The organism is Streptomyces sp. NPDC006997 (assembly GCF_040635175.1).
GTDB lineage: Bacteria > Actinomycetota > Actinomycetes > Streptomycetales > Streptomycetaceae > Streptomyces.
This window is the reverse complement of record NZ_JBEYHH010000028.1, coordinates 1-15,703: the sequence shown is the minus strand read 5'-3', so window position 1 is coordinate 15,703 and position 15,703 is coordinate 1. Positions and strand designations below refer to the sequence as shown.

The 15,703-nt window shown below is 71.7% G+C and carries 14 protein-coding genes and 1 pseudogene; 4 read left to right on the top strand and 11 right to left on the bottom strand.

All coding sequences use genetic code 11. The features are described from left to right. Positions 1-110: 110 nt before the first annotated feature. Positions 111-1,562, bottom strand: coding sequence for a cellulose binding domain-containing protein (locus ABZ659_RS25545; protein ID WP_360224252.1), 1,452 nt, complete (start codon positions 1,560-1,562; stop codon positions 111-113). Here ABZ659_RS25545 and ABZ659_RS25540 point away from each other — a divergent pair. From ABZ659_RS25540 to ABZ659_RS25530, 3 genes and pseudogenes are all read left to right on the top strand, one after another. Beyond that, positions 1,489-1,760, top strand: a pseudogene (locus ABZ659_RS25540) (UTRA domain-containing protein); the annotation flags it as partial. The gene ABZ659_RS25545 and the pseudogene ABZ659_RS25540 sit on opposite strands and share 74 nt — an antisense overlap. Before the next feature lie 69 nt (positions 1,761-1,829). Beyond that, positions 1,830-2,291: a cytochrome P450 gene (locus ABZ659_RS25535; RefSeq protein WP_360224251.1), complete on the top strand. Its 462-nt coding sequence runs from the start codon at positions 1,830-1,832 to the stop codon at positions 2,289-2,291. 434 nt (positions 2,292-2,725) lie between these two features. Then, a complete protein-coding gene (locus ABZ659_RS25530) occupies positions 2,726-2,881 on the top strand; it encodes a hypothetical protein (RefSeq protein WP_360224250.1) in 156 nt (51 codons plus the stop codon). Positions 2,882-3,020: 139 nt separating this feature from the next. Here the strand turns inward: ABZ659_RS25530 and ABZ659_RS25525 are convergent, their stop codons facing one another. The 5 genes from ABZ659_RS25525 to ABZ659_RS25505 form a co-directional block, all read right to left on the bottom strand. Further along, positions 3,021-3,809, bottom strand: coding sequence for a lasso peptide biosynthesis B2 protein (locus tag ABZ659_RS25525; protein WP_360224249.1), 789 nt, complete (start codon positions 3,807-3,809; stop codon positions 3,021-3,023). Next, positions 3,806-5,683 (bottom strand): albusnodin/ikarugamycin family macrolactam cyclase, encoded by a 1,878-nt coding sequence (locus tag ABZ659_RS25520; RefSeq protein WP_360224409.1) that lies wholly within the window; start codon positions 5,681-5,683, stop codon positions 3,806-3,808. Before ABZ659_RS25520 ends, ABZ659_RS25525 begins: the two co-directional genes overlap by 4 nt. Positions 5,684-5,700: 17 nt before the next feature. Next, positions 5,701-5,913: a lasso RiPP family leader peptide-containing protein gene (locus tag ABZ659_RS25515; RefSeq protein WP_360224407.1), complete on the bottom strand. Its 213-nt coding sequence runs from the start codon at positions 5,911-5,913 to the stop codon at positions 5,701-5,703. Between the two features lie 258 nt (positions 5,914-6,171). Further along, positions 6,172-7,389: an ROK family transcriptional regulator gene (locus ABZ659_RS25510; RefSeq protein ID WP_360224248.1), complete on the bottom strand. Its 1,218-nt coding sequence runs from the start codon at positions 7,387-7,389 to the stop codon at positions 6,172-6,174. 197 nt (positions 7,390-7,586) lie between these two features. Next, complete coding sequence (locus tag ABZ659_RS25505; RefSeq protein WP_360224246.1) at positions 7,587-8,180, bottom strand: TetR/AcrR family transcriptional regulator; 594 nt, start codon at positions 8,178-8,180, stop codon at positions 7,587-7,589. A gap of 154 nt (positions 8,181-8,334) precedes the next feature. On the opposite strand from ABZ659_RS25505, the gene ABZ659_RS25500 reads away from it, so the two are divergent. Further along, positions 8,335-9,354 (top strand): aldo/keto reductase, encoded by a 1,020-nt coding sequence (locus ABZ659_RS25500; protein WP_360224244.1) that lies wholly within the window; start codon positions 8,335-8,337, stop codon positions 9,352-9,354. Between the two features lie 7 nt (positions 9,355-9,361). Here the strand turns inward: ABZ659_RS25500 and helR are convergent, their stop codons facing one another. The 5 genes from helR to ABZ659_RS25475 all read right to left on the bottom strand — a co-directional run bounded on the left by helR (position 9,362) and on the right by ABZ659_RS25475 (position 15,501). Next, positions 9,362-11,515 (bottom strand): RNA polymerase recycling motor ATPase HelR, encoded by a 2,154-nt coding sequence (helR, locus tag ABZ659_RS25495; protein ID WP_360224242.1) that lies wholly within the window; start codon positions 11,513-11,515, stop codon positions 9,362-9,364. Positions 11,516-11,678: 163 nt separating this feature from the next. After that, positions 11,679-12,575: a glutaminyl-peptide cyclotransferase gene (locus ABZ659_RS25490; RefSeq protein WP_360224240.1), complete on the bottom strand. Its 897-nt coding sequence runs from the start codon at positions 12,573-12,575 to the stop codon at positions 11,679-11,681. A 314-nt stretch (positions 12,576-12,889) separates the two neighbouring features. Continuing rightward, positions 12,890-14,260 carry an HTTM domain-containing protein gene (locus ABZ659_RS25485; RefSeq protein WP_360224238.1) on the bottom strand — a complete coding sequence of 457 codons (1,371 nt, stop codon included), beginning with the start codon at positions 14,258-14,260 and terminating at the stop codon, positions 12,890-12,892. A 1-nt stretch (position 14,261) separates the two neighbouring features. Beyond that, positions 14,262-14,906: a DUF5819 family protein gene (locus tag ABZ659_RS25480; RefSeq protein ID WP_360224236.1), complete on the bottom strand. Its 645-nt coding sequence runs from the start codon at positions 14,904-14,906 to the stop codon at positions 14,262-14,264. 103 nt (positions 14,907-15,009) lie between these two features. Then, positions 15,010-15,501, bottom strand: a complete 492-nt coding sequence (locus tag ABZ659_RS25475) for a hypothetical protein (protein ID WP_360224234.1) — start codon at positions 15,499-15,501, stop codon at positions 15,010-15,012. Between the last annotated feature and the right edge of the window lie 202 nt (positions 15,502-15,703).

The window sequence follows — 15,703 nt, the reverse complement described above, 5'->3', positions numbered from 1 at the left end:
CCGGTCTGAGCGGGAACCACGCGCCCGGTGGCGGCGCCGGACGCCTGGCCAGCACGGCGAGGGGCGGGCGTGCGGTGCTCGCACGCCCGCCCCGGTCCCGTGGTACGGGATCAGACGGCTGGTACCTCGTCCACGAACGACGTGCCCGCGCTCCGGTACCCGGCGACCTTCGCGGCCACCTGCGCCGGGGTGAGGACCTGGTCCTTGACGTGCAGGACGTAGTCCACGCCCTGGTCGTAGGCGCGCGCGGTCGCTGACGTCTGGCCGTTCAGGTCGATCAGCCACTGGTTGAAGTTGATCGACATCGGCCGCTCCGGCAGGTACGCCGCGTCATGGGTGCCGAAGTGCTGCCCGTCGACGTAGTAGGTGATGGCGTTGTTGTCGATGGTCACCACCAGGTCGTGCCAGCCGGTGAAGCTCCGCCTGCTCTCGGTGTGCTGGTTGACGGCCTGCCACGGGTCGGGGTCGTAGGTCTCCCAGGAGGTCGTGTAGAGGATGTTGGACGGCTCACCCCAGCCGCCGTTGGGCAGGTACTCGAAGTCGTACTCGGCGTAGTCGTCGGCCATCGGCGCCTTGAGGTCGTTGATGGTGAAGAAGGTCTGGACGATGTGGTCGCCGTCGGGCCCGTACGTGGGCGCGTCGGAGAACCGGACGCGGGCGGCGTAGGTGCCGTTCCGGAACTTCGTGGCCTTGGTGAGGACCTCGGTGTGCCGGGTGGAGGCGCCGGTGCCCGCGGTCGAGGTCTCCAGGTTCATCACCGAGTTGCCGCTCTCGGTGGCGAAGGTGACCTTGGACGGGTCCCAGGTCGCGCCGGGCACGCCGGGGCCGCCGGAGTCGGCGCGGATGTTCCAGCCGTGCGCGGAGACGGCCGGGTCGGTGTGGGAGCTGTAGTCGAAGTCGTCGAACAGGGTCTGGCCGCCGCCCGGCGGGTCGGTGGGGTCGGTGGGGTCGGTCGGGTCGTTGCCCTCGGGCGCCGTGCCCCACACGGTGGACCCGGCGAGCTGGGCGGTGACCTTGTTCCAGTCGGCGTACGACGTCTGGCCGCCGTTGAAGGAGTAGTCGTCGCTCTGCCTCAGGGTCTGCCAGCTGGACTGGTGGAAGCGCAGCTGCATGTCCCCGGTGTCCGCGCCCGGCGCCAGCGATCCGGCGGCCGGGGTGAAGCCGATCTCCAGATAGCGGTCGGCGGTCGCGGTCGGGTTGCTCAGCGTGCCGAACGTGCCCGTGACGGCGGCGCAGCCGCGGACCGCCCAGGAGCAGGCGAAGCGGTAGCTGGCGCCGGGCGCGTCGGCCTTGAAGTAGTAGCGGACCTTCACCTGGCTCAACCGCACCGGGGCCGTACCGGTGTTGCGGACCTTGAACCAGGGTTCGCTCTGGTCGGCGGTGGCGCCGCTGGCGCTGGTGCGGTACTGCACGGCCAGTCCGCCGTCGGCGGCGGCAGCGGTACCGGACGGCAGCGCGGCGAGGGTGGCGCTGCCGAGCAGGGCCGTGAGGGCCAGGGCCGACCTGCTCGACGTGCCGGAGCTGTCCCCGGCGCTGCTCTTCGAGCGCCTCACCTCCGACATCCATGACCGTCCGGTGGAGTACGTCCACTCCCGCTACCGGGGCGACCGCTACCGCATCGTCTCCCGGCTGGCCCTCGGCCCCCGCGCCCGCCCGGCCACCCCGGGCGAGGGCACCACCCCGGCATCCCGCCCGGTGACCTGGCCCACGGGGACCCGGTGACGTTCTCCGCGCGGGGGGTGGTGCAGGACGGAGGGTGAGGTGACGCCGGGCGCCCGCTGTCGGTCGGGTGACGCCGGGCACTTACCGCCGGTCAGGGCGGCGGGACCGTGCTGCGCCGCGCGCTGGCGGAACCCGGCCTCTGGCAGCGCGCCACCCACCCGGAAACGGCAGGGGCCTGGGTCGAGGAGGTGCTGCGCCGCGAACCACCGGTCACGACCTGGCGCAGGACCACGGCACGATCGGTGCGCCTCGGCGGCGTCGACCTGCCCCCGGGCGCACCACTGCTCCTCATGCTCCTGGGCAGCGGCTCCGAACCGGAGGTCTTCCCGGACCCGGGGCGGATGTGCCCGCACCGGCCCAACATCCGCCAACACCTGGCCTTCGGCGCGGGCCGCCACCGCTGCCCCGGAGCGGCCCTGGCCCGCACGGAGGCGACGGTGGCCCTCCGCAGGGCCGCCCACCATCTCCCCCACCTCACCCCCGACGCCCCGACCGCCCCTCTGCTCGGCCTGCTGTCCTTCCGGGCGCCGCTGAGCGTGACCGTGTGGCGGACCGTCGTGCCTGTGTGATGTCAGTCACATCCACGGTCCCGGCGTCCCTCGCCCACATGGCGGCAGGACGCCGACTGCCAGGCCGCCCGGCGCCCAATCGGACGGTGCGGCGGGCGGCAACCGCCCGTTCACCTTCGATTCGTACGGGCGACGCCCTTCCCATGCCGCCGGGGCGGGGGCCCGCCGCCGTCCCGGCGCACCCCGGCCATGGACTCCCGGTGATCACGCCGGACGATGAGCGGCACCTCCGGAGAGCGTTTTCAACATTGAGTTCTCCGCACCATCGCGCCCGAGTTCCCGCGCACCTCTTTGAATTGAAAAATGCGCTCCGCAGGTCGGGGTCCCAATGCGTCACGCGACCGGAACTCCAGCGCCGCCATAGGCTGTTGATTTATGCGCGGGCGCGGAGAACACTGGAATTCGCGCCCGCAGTGGGAGGGAGGTGAAAAGACATGGGTATGGAAATGACGATGACCACCCGCTGTGTCATCTCCGTGGGATGGCGCCATGTGCGAGTGGTCATCGTCGTCATCCTCGTGGTCCTGGGCTTGCTGACGCGGGACCAGACCGGGATGACACTGATCGACCCGCTTCTCCAGGTCATGTGAGGAATTCGTGATCCCTCACGGGGCGGCCACCGGAAACCGGGGGGCCGCCCTTCTCCCTTTCAGGCTAGCGCACCCGGGAACCGACGAGTAGTGAATTGCTCGTTCCGTGCTGGAGCTGCGAATTGAAGACCTGACGGGATCACACGGAGAGAATTCTTCGAAATGCGGCACCGCCGTACTCATCCGGAGCCCCGACCGGCACGCCCTCCGCCTCCGTCCAGGCATGGAACCGGTAAGGATCGACCGCCGCCCCGAGACACCACACCACGCGGCGTCTGGTGAAGGCCAGGACCACGAGCGTGGCGAGCGACAACTCCAGACAGGCGGCGCGCCCCGGATAGAGCACCGCGGCCCGCCGGACCGCTTCCAGGGAGGCTGCCGCCTGCGACGGGGTCGCTTCCGCGCGGCACCACCTGCTCTCGGTCCACCCCACCACGCGCACCAGGGTCCGAAACGGCACGCGGATCAGCAGGAGTGCGACCAGCAGGCCGAGCCCGCCGAGCAGCGTGCCGCACATGCCGCGCACCGTGCGGGCCCTGTCCGACCAGGCCCCGTCCGACGGTGCGCTGCCCGGCCAGGCCCGGTCGGCCGCCATGGGCACCTCGGCGCCGACAGACGCCGTGTCCGGCCCCGGAACACCGGCCGCGACGCTCTCCAGGCTGCCCACGGCAAGCAGCCCCCGGCTGGTGAGCTCGTCGAAGAGGCGCCGGGCGTCGTCGCGGAGGGCCTCGTGGCAGGGCGCCGGGTAGCGGTCCGCCATCACTCGCACCCCGGAGTCGAAGTCCTGACCGCGCCGCCACTCCTGCCACAGTGTCCGCGCCGCGGAGTTCATCGCGAAGCAGCGACCGGATCGGACGTCGAGCAGCACACTGCCGCCGTGCGGGACATGGCTCTCCCGCACATGGTCGGGCACGCTCATCATGGTCATGAGGTCTCCTCGTCCCCGTCTCGGGTGCGCAGCCACACGTCCACGCCCAGCAGGCGGTTGAGCGCGGGAAACGGCGCGGCGAGCCCGGCCGCCGCCTGGTCGAGCGAGGCGATCACCCGGGACGGCTCCACGATGCCGAGGTCGGCGAGCGGAGTCCTGGCGAGCCGTGCCCTGAGGTCCGCGGCCGACCGGCGGACACCGAGGTAGTCCTCGGCGGCGTAGTCGCCCTTGGTCCGCCGCCGCAGCACGGGGTCGGCGACCAGACCGGCGAGCGCGGCGCCGAGCAGCGGCTTGACGGTGAACGGGTCGGACTTGTCCAGCACCGGAAGACTCAGACAGGCGCGGACCACCCGCCCGTCGAGGAAGGGTGCCTGGGGCCACACTCTGAACTCCCGCCCCAGCTCCACCAACTGACCGTGCACCACCGCGGAGTTGTGGAGTTCCGCGAGGACCGCCCGGGTGCCCGGCGTCAGCCCCGTCGGGTGACGGCGCTCGGCCTCCGCCCGCTCCCGCGCCAGTCCGGCGAGTTCCCGGCGCGCCCGGGTGGTCAGCCAGGCGGCCTCGGGCCCGGGGGGCGGCCACCAGCCGATGGCGTCCGGCCACCGTACCGGACGTGCCAGCGGGTTCTCCATCCGGGCCGCCAGCTCCCGCAGCGCCCTGTCCATCGGGGTGTGCGCCAGGCGCAGCGCCCGTAGCGCGACACCTCCTGGGGAGACGCGGCGTAGTCGGCCCAGGGCGTGCGCGTCGCGCAGGAGCCGACGCGGCCCGGCCGAGGCGGCCAGGTCACCGAGGGCGGCGGGTGGTGTGGCCAGCAGCGCGTCACCGCCTTCGCCCGTGAGGTGCGACCTGCCGCCCGCGCGTGCGATGTGCGCGAGACGCAGCCGCTGCCTCATCACGGTGGCGGTGGCCGGGTCGGGCTGGTCGGGCGCCCCGCGCGTCTCCATCCGGCGATAGGGCAGCGACGTGCCGTCGCCCCGGGTGACGTGGAGCCGGACGCCGGGCGACGCCCCGGCGTACCGCAGCGCGTGGTCCAGGTCGCCCGCCGAGGCGTCGGGGTGGTGGTAGACGAACGCGTCGAGCCCGGCGGGGGTCTGGGCGGCGGCGAGCAGGGCCAGCGAGGTGGAGTCCATTCCTCCGCTGAGGTCGGAGGTGACCCGGCCCCGGCCACGGGCGCGCAGTGCGACGGCTTCCGTCAGGGCGGTCCGGAGCCGGAGCGCCGCCTCGTCGAACCGGGCTCCGTCGACCGGACCCGGCCTCGTGTACGTCCAGCGGGTGACGGTGCCGTCCGGAGCGACACGCAGCGCCTGTCCCGGCCCCAGCCGCCGTACTCCGGCGAACGCGGTCCGGCCCTCCACGAGTTCCGGCACCGAGGGACAGACGATGTGCGCGGCGAGCGCCACCGTGTCCGCGGCGACTCCCGTCCGCGCGAGGTCGGCCACCGCCGCGGCCCGCGTGGAGACGACGGTACGCCCGCCGCGGTGGGCGTAGTGGAGCGGGAACTGGCCCGCGGGGTCGGTGTACGCGGTGATGTGGCCGCTGTCCTCCGCCACCAGGAGCAGATAGGCGCCGGGCCACCGCGTCAGTCTCTCCCACCGGCCGTCCCGGACCGACCGTTCCAGGTCTTCCCGCATCCGCCGGGGGGTCGCCAGGCACTGTCCCGCGGCGAGGAGTCGGGCGCGCGCGCACTCGGCGACGGTCAGCTCACCGTCGTACCAGGCGCCCCAGGACCACAGCCGGTCGTCCGCGGACCACACCCGGTCGGCGGGCTCGGGCGGCAAGGGGCCGGTGGGTGGCAGGAAGGCGGCGAGCGCGGGTCCCCGGGGAAGACGGCCGGACCGGGCTGCCGGGGTGGCGGCGCGGGAGGGGGCGGGCATGAGGGCCACGACGGGCTCTACCAGTAGTACTGGGCATTGGCGTCCGCGCTGCCGCTGGGCGAACTCCCCAGGGTGACCTCTCGGACATGGCCGAGGTCGATCAGCGACGGCGCCTCATAGGGAACCGGGTCACCGGGGGAGGGGGAGTCCGACCCTGGGCAGGGCTGGTCCGCACTCTTCCGCCCGCGCCTGAACCTGTCGTACAGGAATGTGGTCAATGTGGCATCCATCATCGGGCCGCCTCAACGTCATGGGCACGACTGCCTTGGGAAATTCGATAGCCGAGAGACCGTCAGGATAGCGACTGCTCTCTGCTGTCAGGTCGTGAATCGGAAAGGCGTCGGCGACGTGGTAAGGGCAATCGGTACGCGTCTCACCATGAGCCGGTGATCGCTCTTGATGAAGGATGATCACTCATTTGAAGAGAAACGGGGATTCCCTGTCGGTCCCTCCATCTCTTTGAAGAGCGGAAGGGCGAAAACGGGGACTCAGTCGTCGACCGTCCCCGTGGCGGGCGCGTTCTCCCTGCCTCGTAAGCCGAGGACGAACGCGCCCTGCGCCTCCGCCCTGGTGCCCAGTTCGCTCCGGGTGAGGGCGAAGCCGTTGCCTTCGGCGACCGCGCCGGGGAGGGCGAAGCGGTGCAGAGTCTCCCGGCAGCCTTCCAGCAGGAGGTCGCACTCGGCCAACTGGCCGCCGATCACTATGAGGTCGGGGTTGAGGAGGTTGCACAACTGGGCGAGGGAACGGCCCAGCGTGCGCCCGGCGTCATGGACGACCCGCATACAGACGGCGTCTCCCTCCCTGGCCGCCCGGATCACGTCCTCCAACTGCTCGAAGGCCGTGGCGCTGGTCCGGTGGCGGGCGGCACGGGCCTGGGCGATGAGCGGCTCGGCGCCGATCACCGTCTCCAGGCAGCCGCGCCCGCCGCACTGGCACACGGCGCCGTTCGGATCGACGGTGAGGTGCCCGAGCTCCCCGGCCATGCCACCGCCCCCGCGCAGCACGCTGTTGTGGACGATGATCCCGGCCCCGACACCCGTGGACGCCTTCACGTAGACGACGGTTTCCGCGTGCTCCCTGGTCCCGTAGGTCTGCTCCGCCAGCGCGCCGAGGTTGGCGTCGTTGTCGATCATGGCGGGCACTCCGAGGAACGTCTGGAGGTCCTTCGCCGGATCGTCACCGGGCCGCCAGGGGTGGAGGAAGGGGGGAGTGAACGCTCCGGTGCGCGGGTTGATCATCCGGGGTACGGCGATACCGAGCGAGAACACGTCGTCGCGCCGACGGCCCGTCTCCTCGACGGCGTCGACGATCAGCTCCTTGACGACGGGCAGTGCCCGTTGCCAGCCCCGGCCGACGCCTTCCGCGTTGACACGGACGGTCACCTCGTCGAAGTCCTTGTCGAGCCTGCGGGCGACGACGGTGACGTGGTTGAAACCCAGATGGACGCCCACGCCCACCTCGTCGACGGGGGCCAGGCCGACCTTCCCGCCGCGGCCCAGCCCTTCGGCCCTGGTGCCCTGGGTGAGTCCGGCCCGGTCGAGTTCCTTCATCGCGGTGGAGACGGTGGCCTGCGACAGGAGGGTGCGCCGTGCGATGCCGACCTGGGTGTCCGCCTTGATCGCGACGGCCAGGAAGACCTTCCTGCGATTGACCCCCCGAGTGGCCGTCGCCGGGAACTGGTCGAAGAAATCACGGACGCCGGTCATCGAGCCCCCCGATCACTGCTCGCCCCCGCAAAGCCTTGTCAGCTGATACGCACGGTAGCAGCTGGATCTTCGATTTGAAGGTCGCGTGACTTCAATTAGGTACCCGCTTTGCGGGGCCGTCGGGACTCCGGCATGGGAATCCGGCGATCACAAGGAATCGAGATTGACCGAAAACGAAAGTCGCGCCCTGGCCGCCGTCACCCCTCTGTCCGCCCCAGCCCCGCGATGAGGAGGCCGACGAGGCGGCGCGCGTCGTAGTCGGGGTCGCTCTCCGCGCCGACGCAGAGGTTGCCGACGCCGCGCATGAGTTCGTAGGCGCGCAGGCCGGGGGTGATCTCGCCGGAGTCCGCCGCCGCGTCCAGCAGTCGGGTGCAGACGGGGACGAGCCGGTCGAGGAAGTAGGCGTGCAGCGCGTCGAAGCCCGCGCTGTCGGACTGGAGCACCCCGGCCAGCCCGTGCTTGGTGACCAGGAAGTCGACGAACAGGTCGATCCACCGCCCCAGCGCGGCGTACGGCGTCGCACTGGACGCCAGCAGTTGCGGACCGGCCTCGGCGCAGGCGTCCACCTGGTGCCGGTAGACGGCGATGATGAGGTCCGCCCGGGTCGGGAAGTGGCGGTAGATCGTACCGAGCCCGACACCGGCCTCGGCCGCGATGGCGCGCACCGGCGCGTCCACGCCCGCGGTGACGAAGACCGCCGCCGCCGCGTCGAGCAGCGCCTTCTTGTTGCGCTGGGCGTCCTTCCGGGTGGACCGGGCCGCGCGCCCCGCGCCCTCGTCGCGCTCACTCACCGCGCTCGTGCCTCCATTCCCGCTCCTCACCGCTTGCTAAAACGGAACAGTGTTCCGTATCGTTCCGGAACGTGGTTCCGGTTGCCCATGATGCCAGAGCACCGGGCCCGGCGACCACTCGTACCCACCCCATGCCTTCCTGAGGAGTCCCGTCATGCAGTACCGCACCCTGGGCCGCACCGGCGTACAGGTCAGCACCCTCGCGCTCGGCGCGATGAACTTCGGCCAGATCGGCCGCACCACCCAGGAGGAGGCCACCACCCTCGTCGACACCGCCCTGGAGAGCGGCGTCAACCTCATCGACACCGCCGACTGGTACGGCCGCGGCGAGTCGGAGGAGATGGTCGGCAAGGCCATCGCGGGCCGCCGCGACGACATCGTGCTGGCCACCAAGGCCACCATGCCGATGAGCGACGAGCCCAACCACCAGGGCGGCTCGCGCCGCTGGGTGGTCACCGCGCTGGAGAACAGCCTGCGCCGCCTCGGCGTCGACCACGTCGACCTCTACCAGATGCACCGCTGGGACCCGACCACCAGCGACGAGGAGACCCTGGCCGTCCTCACCGACCTCCAGCGCGCGGGCAAGATCCGCTACTTCGGCTCCTCGACCTTCCCCGCCTACCGCATCGTGCAGGCCCAGTGGGCCGCCCGCGAGCACCGCCTGAGCCGGTACGTCACCGAACAGCCCAGCTACTCCATCCTCCAGCGCGGCATCGAGGCGCACGTCCTGCCCGTCACCCAGGAGTACGGGCTCGGGGTGCTGGCCTGGAGCCCGCTGGCGTCGGGCTGGCTGTCCGGCGCGGTGCGCAGGGGCCGGGACATCACCACCCACCGCTCCGGCATCCTGCCCGAACGCTTCGACACCACCCTCCCCGCCAACCAGGCCCGGCTCGACGCCGTCGAGCGGCTCGCCGGGGTCGCCGACGCGGCGGGGCTGACGATGATCCAGCTCGCGCTCGGCTTCGTCACCGCGCACCCCGGCGTCACCAGCGCGCTCATCGGCCCCCGCACACCGGACCACCTGCGCGCCCAGCTCGCCGCCGCGGACACCGTGCTCCCCGCCGACGTGCTCGACGCGGTCGACGAGATCGTGGCCCCCGGCACCGACCTCGCCGCGCACGAGAAGTTCGACACCCCGCCGGCCCTGCTCGACCCGGCGCTGCGCCGCCGCTGACACCGGGTCAGGGACGGGTGAGGACGACGAGCCGCTGGGTCGCCCGGGTCATCGCCACATAGCGGTCCACCGCGCCCTCGACGCCCGTACCGAACTCCTCCGGGTCGACGAGGACCACCAGGTCGAACTCCAGCCCCTTCGACAGCTCCGGCGTCAGCGACCTGACCCGGGGCGTCGACCGGAACGTGGGATCCCCGATGACGCAGGCGACGCCCTCGGCGTGCGCGGCGAGCCAGTCGTCCAGGACCGGCTTCAGGTCGGAGACCGCGCCGTACGCGACGGGGACGCCGCTGGCGCGCACGGAGGTCGGCACGTTGGCGTCCGGGAGCGCGGCCCGGATGACCGGCTCGGCCTCGGTCATGATCTCCTTCGGGGTGCGGTAGTTGAGGGTGAGGGAGGCCACGCTGATCCGGTCCAGCCCGATCCGCTCCAGCCGCTCCCGCCAGGACTCGGTGAACCCGTGCCGGGCCTGGGCGCGGTCCCCGACGATGGTGAAGCTCCGGGACGGGCAGCGCAGCAGCAGCATCTGCCACTCCGCGTCGGTCAGCTCCTGGGCCTCGTCCACCACGATGTGCGCGAACGGTCCCGCGAGCTGGTCCCGGTCGGTGCCCGGCAGCGCCGTCTCGTCGATCAGGGTGTCCTGGAGGTCGCGTCCGCGCAGCATCGTCACCGCGCCCTCCCCGTCGTCGTCGGCGGCGAGCACGGTGTCGATGACGTCGGCCATCCTGGCCCGTTCGGCCGCCACGGCGGCGGCGTGCCCTTGCCTGCGGACCGCCGCCCGCGGGTCGCCGAGCCGCTGCCGGGCCGCGTCGAGGAGCGGCAGGTCGGACACCGTCCAGGCCTGCGGCGCGTCCTCGCGCTGGAGCCCGCGCACCTCGTCTCGGGTGAGCCAGGGTGCGCACAGCCTCAGGTAGGCGGGCACCGACCACAGGTCCCCGACGACCTCGGCCGGGTCCAGCATCGGCCAGGCGCGGTGCAGGGCGTCGACCAGTTCCCGGTCGTTCCGCAGCGACCCGGCGAACAGCTCGGGCGGGACGTCCTCGCCGCGGTGCTTGTCCCGCAGGATCGACACGAGTTCCTCCCACACCAGCTCGCGCGCCTCGTTGTGCGGGGTGCTCGGGCCCGGCGCCCGGAACGCCTCCGCCCAGTCGTCGGCGCTCAGCCAGACGTCGCCCCAGTCCGTCGTCACCGTCATGCCCTCGGCGGGCGGATCCTCGTAGAACCTGACGGCCGTCTCGACGGCCCGCACCATGTCCGCGGAGGACTTCAGGCGCGCCACCTCGGGATCGGCCTCGGGCACCGCGTCCTCGCCCTCGGCGACGAGGTCCCGCAGGACGCAGGTGCGCACGCCCTCCTCGCCGAGGCTGGGCAGCACGTCGGCGACGTAGTCCAGGTACGGCCGGTGCGGGCCGACGAACAGCACACCGCCCCGGCGCTGCCCGAGCCGGGGGTCGGAGTACAGCAGGTACGCCGAGCGGTGCAGGGCGACGACGGTCTTGCCGGTGCCGGGGCCGCCGTCCACGACGAGGGCGCCGCGCGACCCGGCGCGGATGACGGCGTCCTGGTCGGTCTGGATGGTCGCCAGCACGTCCCGCATCCGCGCCGAGCGGCTGCCGCCGAGGCTGGCGACGAAGGCGGACTGGTCGTCGAGGGCGGCATGCCCGCGCAGGCCGTCGGCGGTGAACACCTCGTCCCAGTAGTCGCTGACCAGACCGCCGCTCCAGCGGTACCGGCGGCGGCTGGCCAGGCCCATCGGGTTGGCGTGGGTCGCGGCGAAGAACGGCTCGGCCGCGGGGGAGCGCCAGTCGACGAGGAGCCGTCGGCCCTCGCTGTCGGTGAGTCCGAGCCGTCCGATGTAGACGGGCTCGGGGCCGTCCGTGGTGACGACGCGTCCGAGGCACAGGTCGAGGCCGAAGCGTCGCAGCGTGCGCAGCCGCGCGGTCAGCCGGTGGATCTCCACGTCCCGCTCCAGCGCCTCCCGGCCGACGCCGCCGGGCGCCCGGCGCTGCTCGGCGAGCCGGTCGGACAACTCGGCGACGGACTGCTCGAGGCTCCGCGCCACGGCCGCGAAGTGCCGTTCGTCCTGGGCGATCAGCGCGGGGTCGGCCTTGGCGGAGAGACGGTCGGGCAGGTCGAAGGCGCTGACGGTCAGGGGGTTCACGATGAAGAGGACTCCGATCTGAGACCACGTACGGGGTGTGCTCTCGCTCAGGTCGGTGATTGTGCGGCACCGAGGGGGCCTTGCCGCAAGGCCCCCCGTGCGCTATAAGTTGAGAGTGGCAAGGAGTCCGGGTACTCCTTGCCTTCGTTCGTTCCCGGCTGTTTCAGCCTCCCGCCGCCACCGCGTCGAACCGCACGCGGAACATCTTCGGCCAGTCCTTCCCGGTCAGCAGGAACTCCTCCCCGCCGGGCAGGGCGGCGATCCCGTTGAGGACCCCGCCGTGTTCGCCGGGCTCCAGCAGCCCCGAGGCGTCGATGTCCGCGGTCACCCGTCCGCTGTCCCCGTCGACCCGGACGATCCGGTGCCGCCCGAAGACGTTGGCGTACACGCCGTCACCCACACACTCCAGCTCGTTGAGCGACCGCACCGGACCCCCGCCCGGCTCGACGACGCGCACCCGGCCCGTGGCCGCCAGGGTCCGCGGGTCCCGGTGGGTCAGCCACGCGGAACCGTCACTGGTCACCAGCCTGTCGTACTCCGGCTGGTAGCAGATCCCCCAGCCCTCGCCCGGATAGCGGACCCGCCGGATCTCCCGCAGGGTCCGCGCGTCGCGTTCGACGGCGACCCCGTTGCGCCAGGTGAGCTGCCACACCCTCCGGCCCACGACGGTCAGACCCTCGCCGAAGAACTCCGCGGGCAGCCGCACCCGGACCGCCGGGGGCTCGCCCGGCGCGCCGACCGCGACCGTGGACTTCCCGAACCTGCCGGTGCTCTCGTACAGTCGTCCGCCGCGCGCCTCCAGCCCTTGCGTGTACGCCTTCGGATCGTGCCGCAGCACCTCCAGCACCCGCGCCCGCAGCCGTACGACGCCCCCGGAGCCGTCCGCGTCCCGGCTGGCCGTCCGGGTGCCGACGGCGAGGACGGCGGCCACCAGGGCGGCGGCCACCAGGGCGGCGGCCACCAGGGCGGCGGTCGCCAGGGCGGCTGCCAGCACGGCGACGAGCGGTGCGCGGCGGCGCCGGGCACCGCTGCCGGAGCCACCCGGGACAGGGGCGCGCATGGCGCCCACCGTGCCAGCGCCCGCCCCCGCTGTCACGTGTGACGCGCGGACCGTGCCGTGTGGCCCGTCCGCTCCGCGACCTTGCTGGGCGGGGCACCGTACGGGCGGCGGTACTCGCGGCTGAACCGGGACGGCGTCCGACCTCGGTCTCCTCCCGGCCGACCGCTACGCCTACGCGCCGCAGGACTACCAGCGATCGCGGCGGGCGACGGCGCTGCTGGTCCGGTCATCATGGCCGGAAGGGGCCTGGGGTGAGGCAGGACAGGAGTGGAAGCCGGAGGGTCTGGTCGGCTCCGGACGCTGCTGGTGGAGGATCAGGAGCGGCTACGGAACAAGTCGGGGGCGAACCGTGCCGAGTGCGGGACCCGGCGCGCCTCATCAGCTGCCACCTCTCCCGTTCCCCTTGACTCGGGCAACGGGCGGTTCGGTGGCCATTCCGTCTCCCCTTGCCGGGGAAGACCCGTGACGGCCGCGGTTCCGTCGGCGTTGGCGCCGTCGGTGCAGGCCCCGGCCCCCCTCCTTGACCGCGGTGCCCCAGGTGTTCGGCCACGCACGCGCGCCCCGAGACGTTCAAGCCGCGCGCCCAGCGCGATCAGGAACGGGGTGGGAAGGAACACGGCGTCGCAGGTGATCATGGCCAGCGACAGGAAGGGGATGCCCAGCAGGACCGCGATACCGAGGTGCTCCATGATCATCAGGGCCAGGAGCACGTTCTTGGTCTTGCGGTGGGTGAGGGTGAAGGGGAAGGCGACCTGCACCATCACGGTGCCATACGTGAGGGCCAGAACTACCAGGGTCTGGTTCGCCACGAATCCCGAGAGCGCGGGCCACGGGCTGAAGTAGTCCAGGTGCAGGGCGTAGTAGAGGGCGCTGCCGTCCTGCCACCGGGTCCCCTGGATCTTGTACCAGCCGGCGGTTGCGTAGATGAGGCACACCTGCGCGGCGATCACCAGCATCGCGCAGTTGTGCAGCATCGAGGCCGCGGCGTCGAGGACGGCCCTCATCTCGTGGTGGCGCAACCAGCGTTCGACCCCGAACCAGATGCCGTGCACGGCCCACAGAATCCAGAAGACGGGGAGCCAGCCGGCGGTGGGGAGGGCCGACAGCGCGGCCAGAGGCCCCAGGGCAAGGGCCCACAGGGCCAGGCTGGGCAGAGCCGCGGATGCCTCTGCCGCCGCGGCATCCGGGCGCTGTGCCCGGCGAGCCCTGCGCCGGGCGTCGAGGGACCATACCTGCGCGCAGCGGGTGAAGACGAGGTAGACGACCATGATCCGGACGACGTTGTCGCCGCCGTCGCCCACCAGGCTGTTGCGGTTGATGATCGACAGGACGCCTGTCATGAGGACGACCGACGTACCCCTGGTGTGCCAGCCGAGGAGGACGGCGAGGGCGGCGCAGAGGGTGAGGAGGTAGACGGTCTCGAACCACAGGGATCCGTCGCTCCAGATCAGGACGGTGAACGTGCGCTCCTCGTGGACGAGGACCTGGGCGAGGTCGAAGGGGAGCGCGCTGCTGTTGCCGTACAACTGGTGGCGGTGCGGCCACTCTCGAAGGAGGAAGGCGAGTACGACGGCGGAGAGGCCGATCCTGAAGACGGCGGACTGGTAGGGGGCCCTGACGGTGGCGATTCCGGGCAGGGCCCGGGTGAACGCCTCGGTCGCCCTCGCCGTGATAGTGGTGGTCATGTCACAGCCCCCTGTAATCCTGCTCGGTCACTGGCCACCAGGGCAGCAGCCGGTAGTCGGTGGTGTCGGAGGGCGCTTCAGGACTCCAGCCAGGGGGGTCCACCAAGGTGAAGCGGCCCGCGACCTGGACGGAGATGATCCGCCCGCCGTTCCAGGTGCGGCCGGTGCGCTGAAGCACCACTCGCTTGAGGTAGTCGCCGGTGAGCTTGCCGCGGGCGCCCTTGGGGATGTCGTTCTTGAGGCTGTGGTTGGCCACGTAGGCGTCCCAGGCGCGGCGCAGCATGTTCTGGTGCAGGTGGCTGGGTGCCGGGTTGCCCCGCACCGTCTTGATGTCCTGTGCGGTGAGGTTCGTCCAGTCGCTGACGTGGTAGCGGCCGTCCGGGCTGCGTGTTCGCATCCGGACTCCGACGGCGTCGTTGCGCTGCATCGGGTTTGGCGCGAACAGCTTCCAGTCCTGCCCGAACTCCGGTTGCACGTAGGCGTCGATGGTCTCGCGGTGTGCGGCGCTCGCGGCGTTGTCCGGGGCGATGCTCAGGAAGACGAGTGCAAGGTGGACGAGCAGGGCCCCGGCCAGCGTCAGGGCGGTCGCCGCGAGCAAGGTCACCGCTTTGCGGGACCACCTGCCGGGCAGCGTGGTTGCTCCCATCGTGCTCCTTGTGTGGATGGGCCGTGCGGTCGACTGTCCCGCACGGCCCGTCAGATCAGCAGTTGTCCGGGGCAGCCAGCGAGCCTGCGTGGCCGCATGGGGGCTAGAGCGGGCAGTTGTCCACCCGGGCGCCCGTGAAGTTCAGGCCGGCCTGGATGCTCAGGTAGTCGGCGATCTGGTTGGTGTCGTCGCCGCCGTAGTACTGCGGGTGCTCAAGGACGTAGAGCAGCGTGGGGTCCGTCGGGGCGTTGTTGGCGATCCCGGAAGGAGTGCGCGTGGGTGCTCCTCCGAGGGCCGCGCTCCACAGGGTGTCCGTGGGGACGGGCCAGTCCTCCGGGTGGTTGCGCCAGAAGCCGGGCGAGCACCACTCGGCATCACCGGGCGGGGTGGTCGTCCCCGTGGTTCCCGTGGTTCCCGTGGTTCCTGTGGTTCCCGTGGTTCCCGTGGTTCCTGTGGTTCCTGTGGTTCCTGTGGTTCCCGTGGTTCCGATGAGGCCGGTGGCGCCAATGAGTGAGATCGGGCCGAGCAATGTCGGCGCGAAGTTCACCTTCTGGGTGCAGTAACCGAACGTTTCGCCCTTGCAGCTGTGCACCATCTGGTGTTTCGAGTGGTCGACGACGACGTTGTCGCCCTTGTCGTGGCCGTCGCCGCCGTGCGTCCGAGCTGTGACGGCTGCGGCCGTACCAGTGGCCTCAGAGGCAGTGAGCCTTTTCCAACCTCACTCTGAGCTGGTCAGATGAAGGGTGAGGACGGCTTGGATGAGGCTGGTGATCCGGGTGGTCGAGCACCGCAGTTTG

Excerpts from the sequence above, each read along its gene's own strand:
- ABZ659_RS25530 (WP_360224250.1), top strand. The coding sequence starts at position 2,726 with ATGGGTATGGAAATGACGATGACCACCCGCTGTGTCATCTCCGTGGGA.
- ABZ659_RS25525 (WP_360224249.1), bottom strand. The coding sequence starts at position 3,809 with ATGACCATGATGAGCGTGCCCGACCATGTGCGGGAGAGCCATGTCCCG.
- ABZ659_RS25500 (WP_360224244.1), top strand. The coding sequence starts at position 8,335 with ATGCAGTACCGCACCCTGGGCCGCACCGGCGTACAGGTCAGCACCCTC.
- ABZ659_RS25475 (WP_360224234.1), bottom strand. The coding sequence starts at position 15,501 with ATGGTGCACAGCTGCAAGGGCGAAACGTTCGGTTACTGCACCCAGAAG.
- ABZ659_RS25520 (WP_360224409.1), bottom strand. The coding sequence starts at position 5,683 with ATGCCCGCCCCCTCCCGCGCCGCCACCCCGGCAGCCCGGTCCGGCCGT.
- ABZ659_RS25480 (WP_360224236.1), bottom strand. The coding sequence starts at position 14,906 with ATGGGAGCAACCACGCTGCCCGGCAGGTGGTCCCGCAAAGCGGTGACC.
- ABZ659_RS25510 (WP_360224248.1), bottom strand. The coding sequence starts at position 7,389 with ATGACCGGCGTCCGTGATTTCTTCGACCAGTTCCCGGCGACGGCCACT.
- ABZ659_RS25545 (WP_360224252.1), bottom strand. The coding sequence starts at position 1,562 with ATGTCGGAGGTGAGGCGCTCGAAGAGCAGCGCCGGGGACAGCTCCGGC.
- ABZ659_RS25485 (WP_360224238.1), bottom strand. The coding sequence starts at position 14,260 with ATGACCACCACTATCACGGCGAGGGCGACCGAGGCGTTCACCCGGGCC.
- ABZ659_RS25515 (WP_360224407.1), bottom strand. The coding sequence starts at position 5,913 with ATGGATGCCACATTGACCACATTCCTGTACGACAGGTTCAGGCGCGGG.
- ABZ659_RS25490 (WP_360224240.1), bottom strand. The coding sequence starts at position 12,575 with ATGCGCGCCCCTGTCCCGGGTGGCTCCGGCAGCGGTGCCCGGCGCCGC.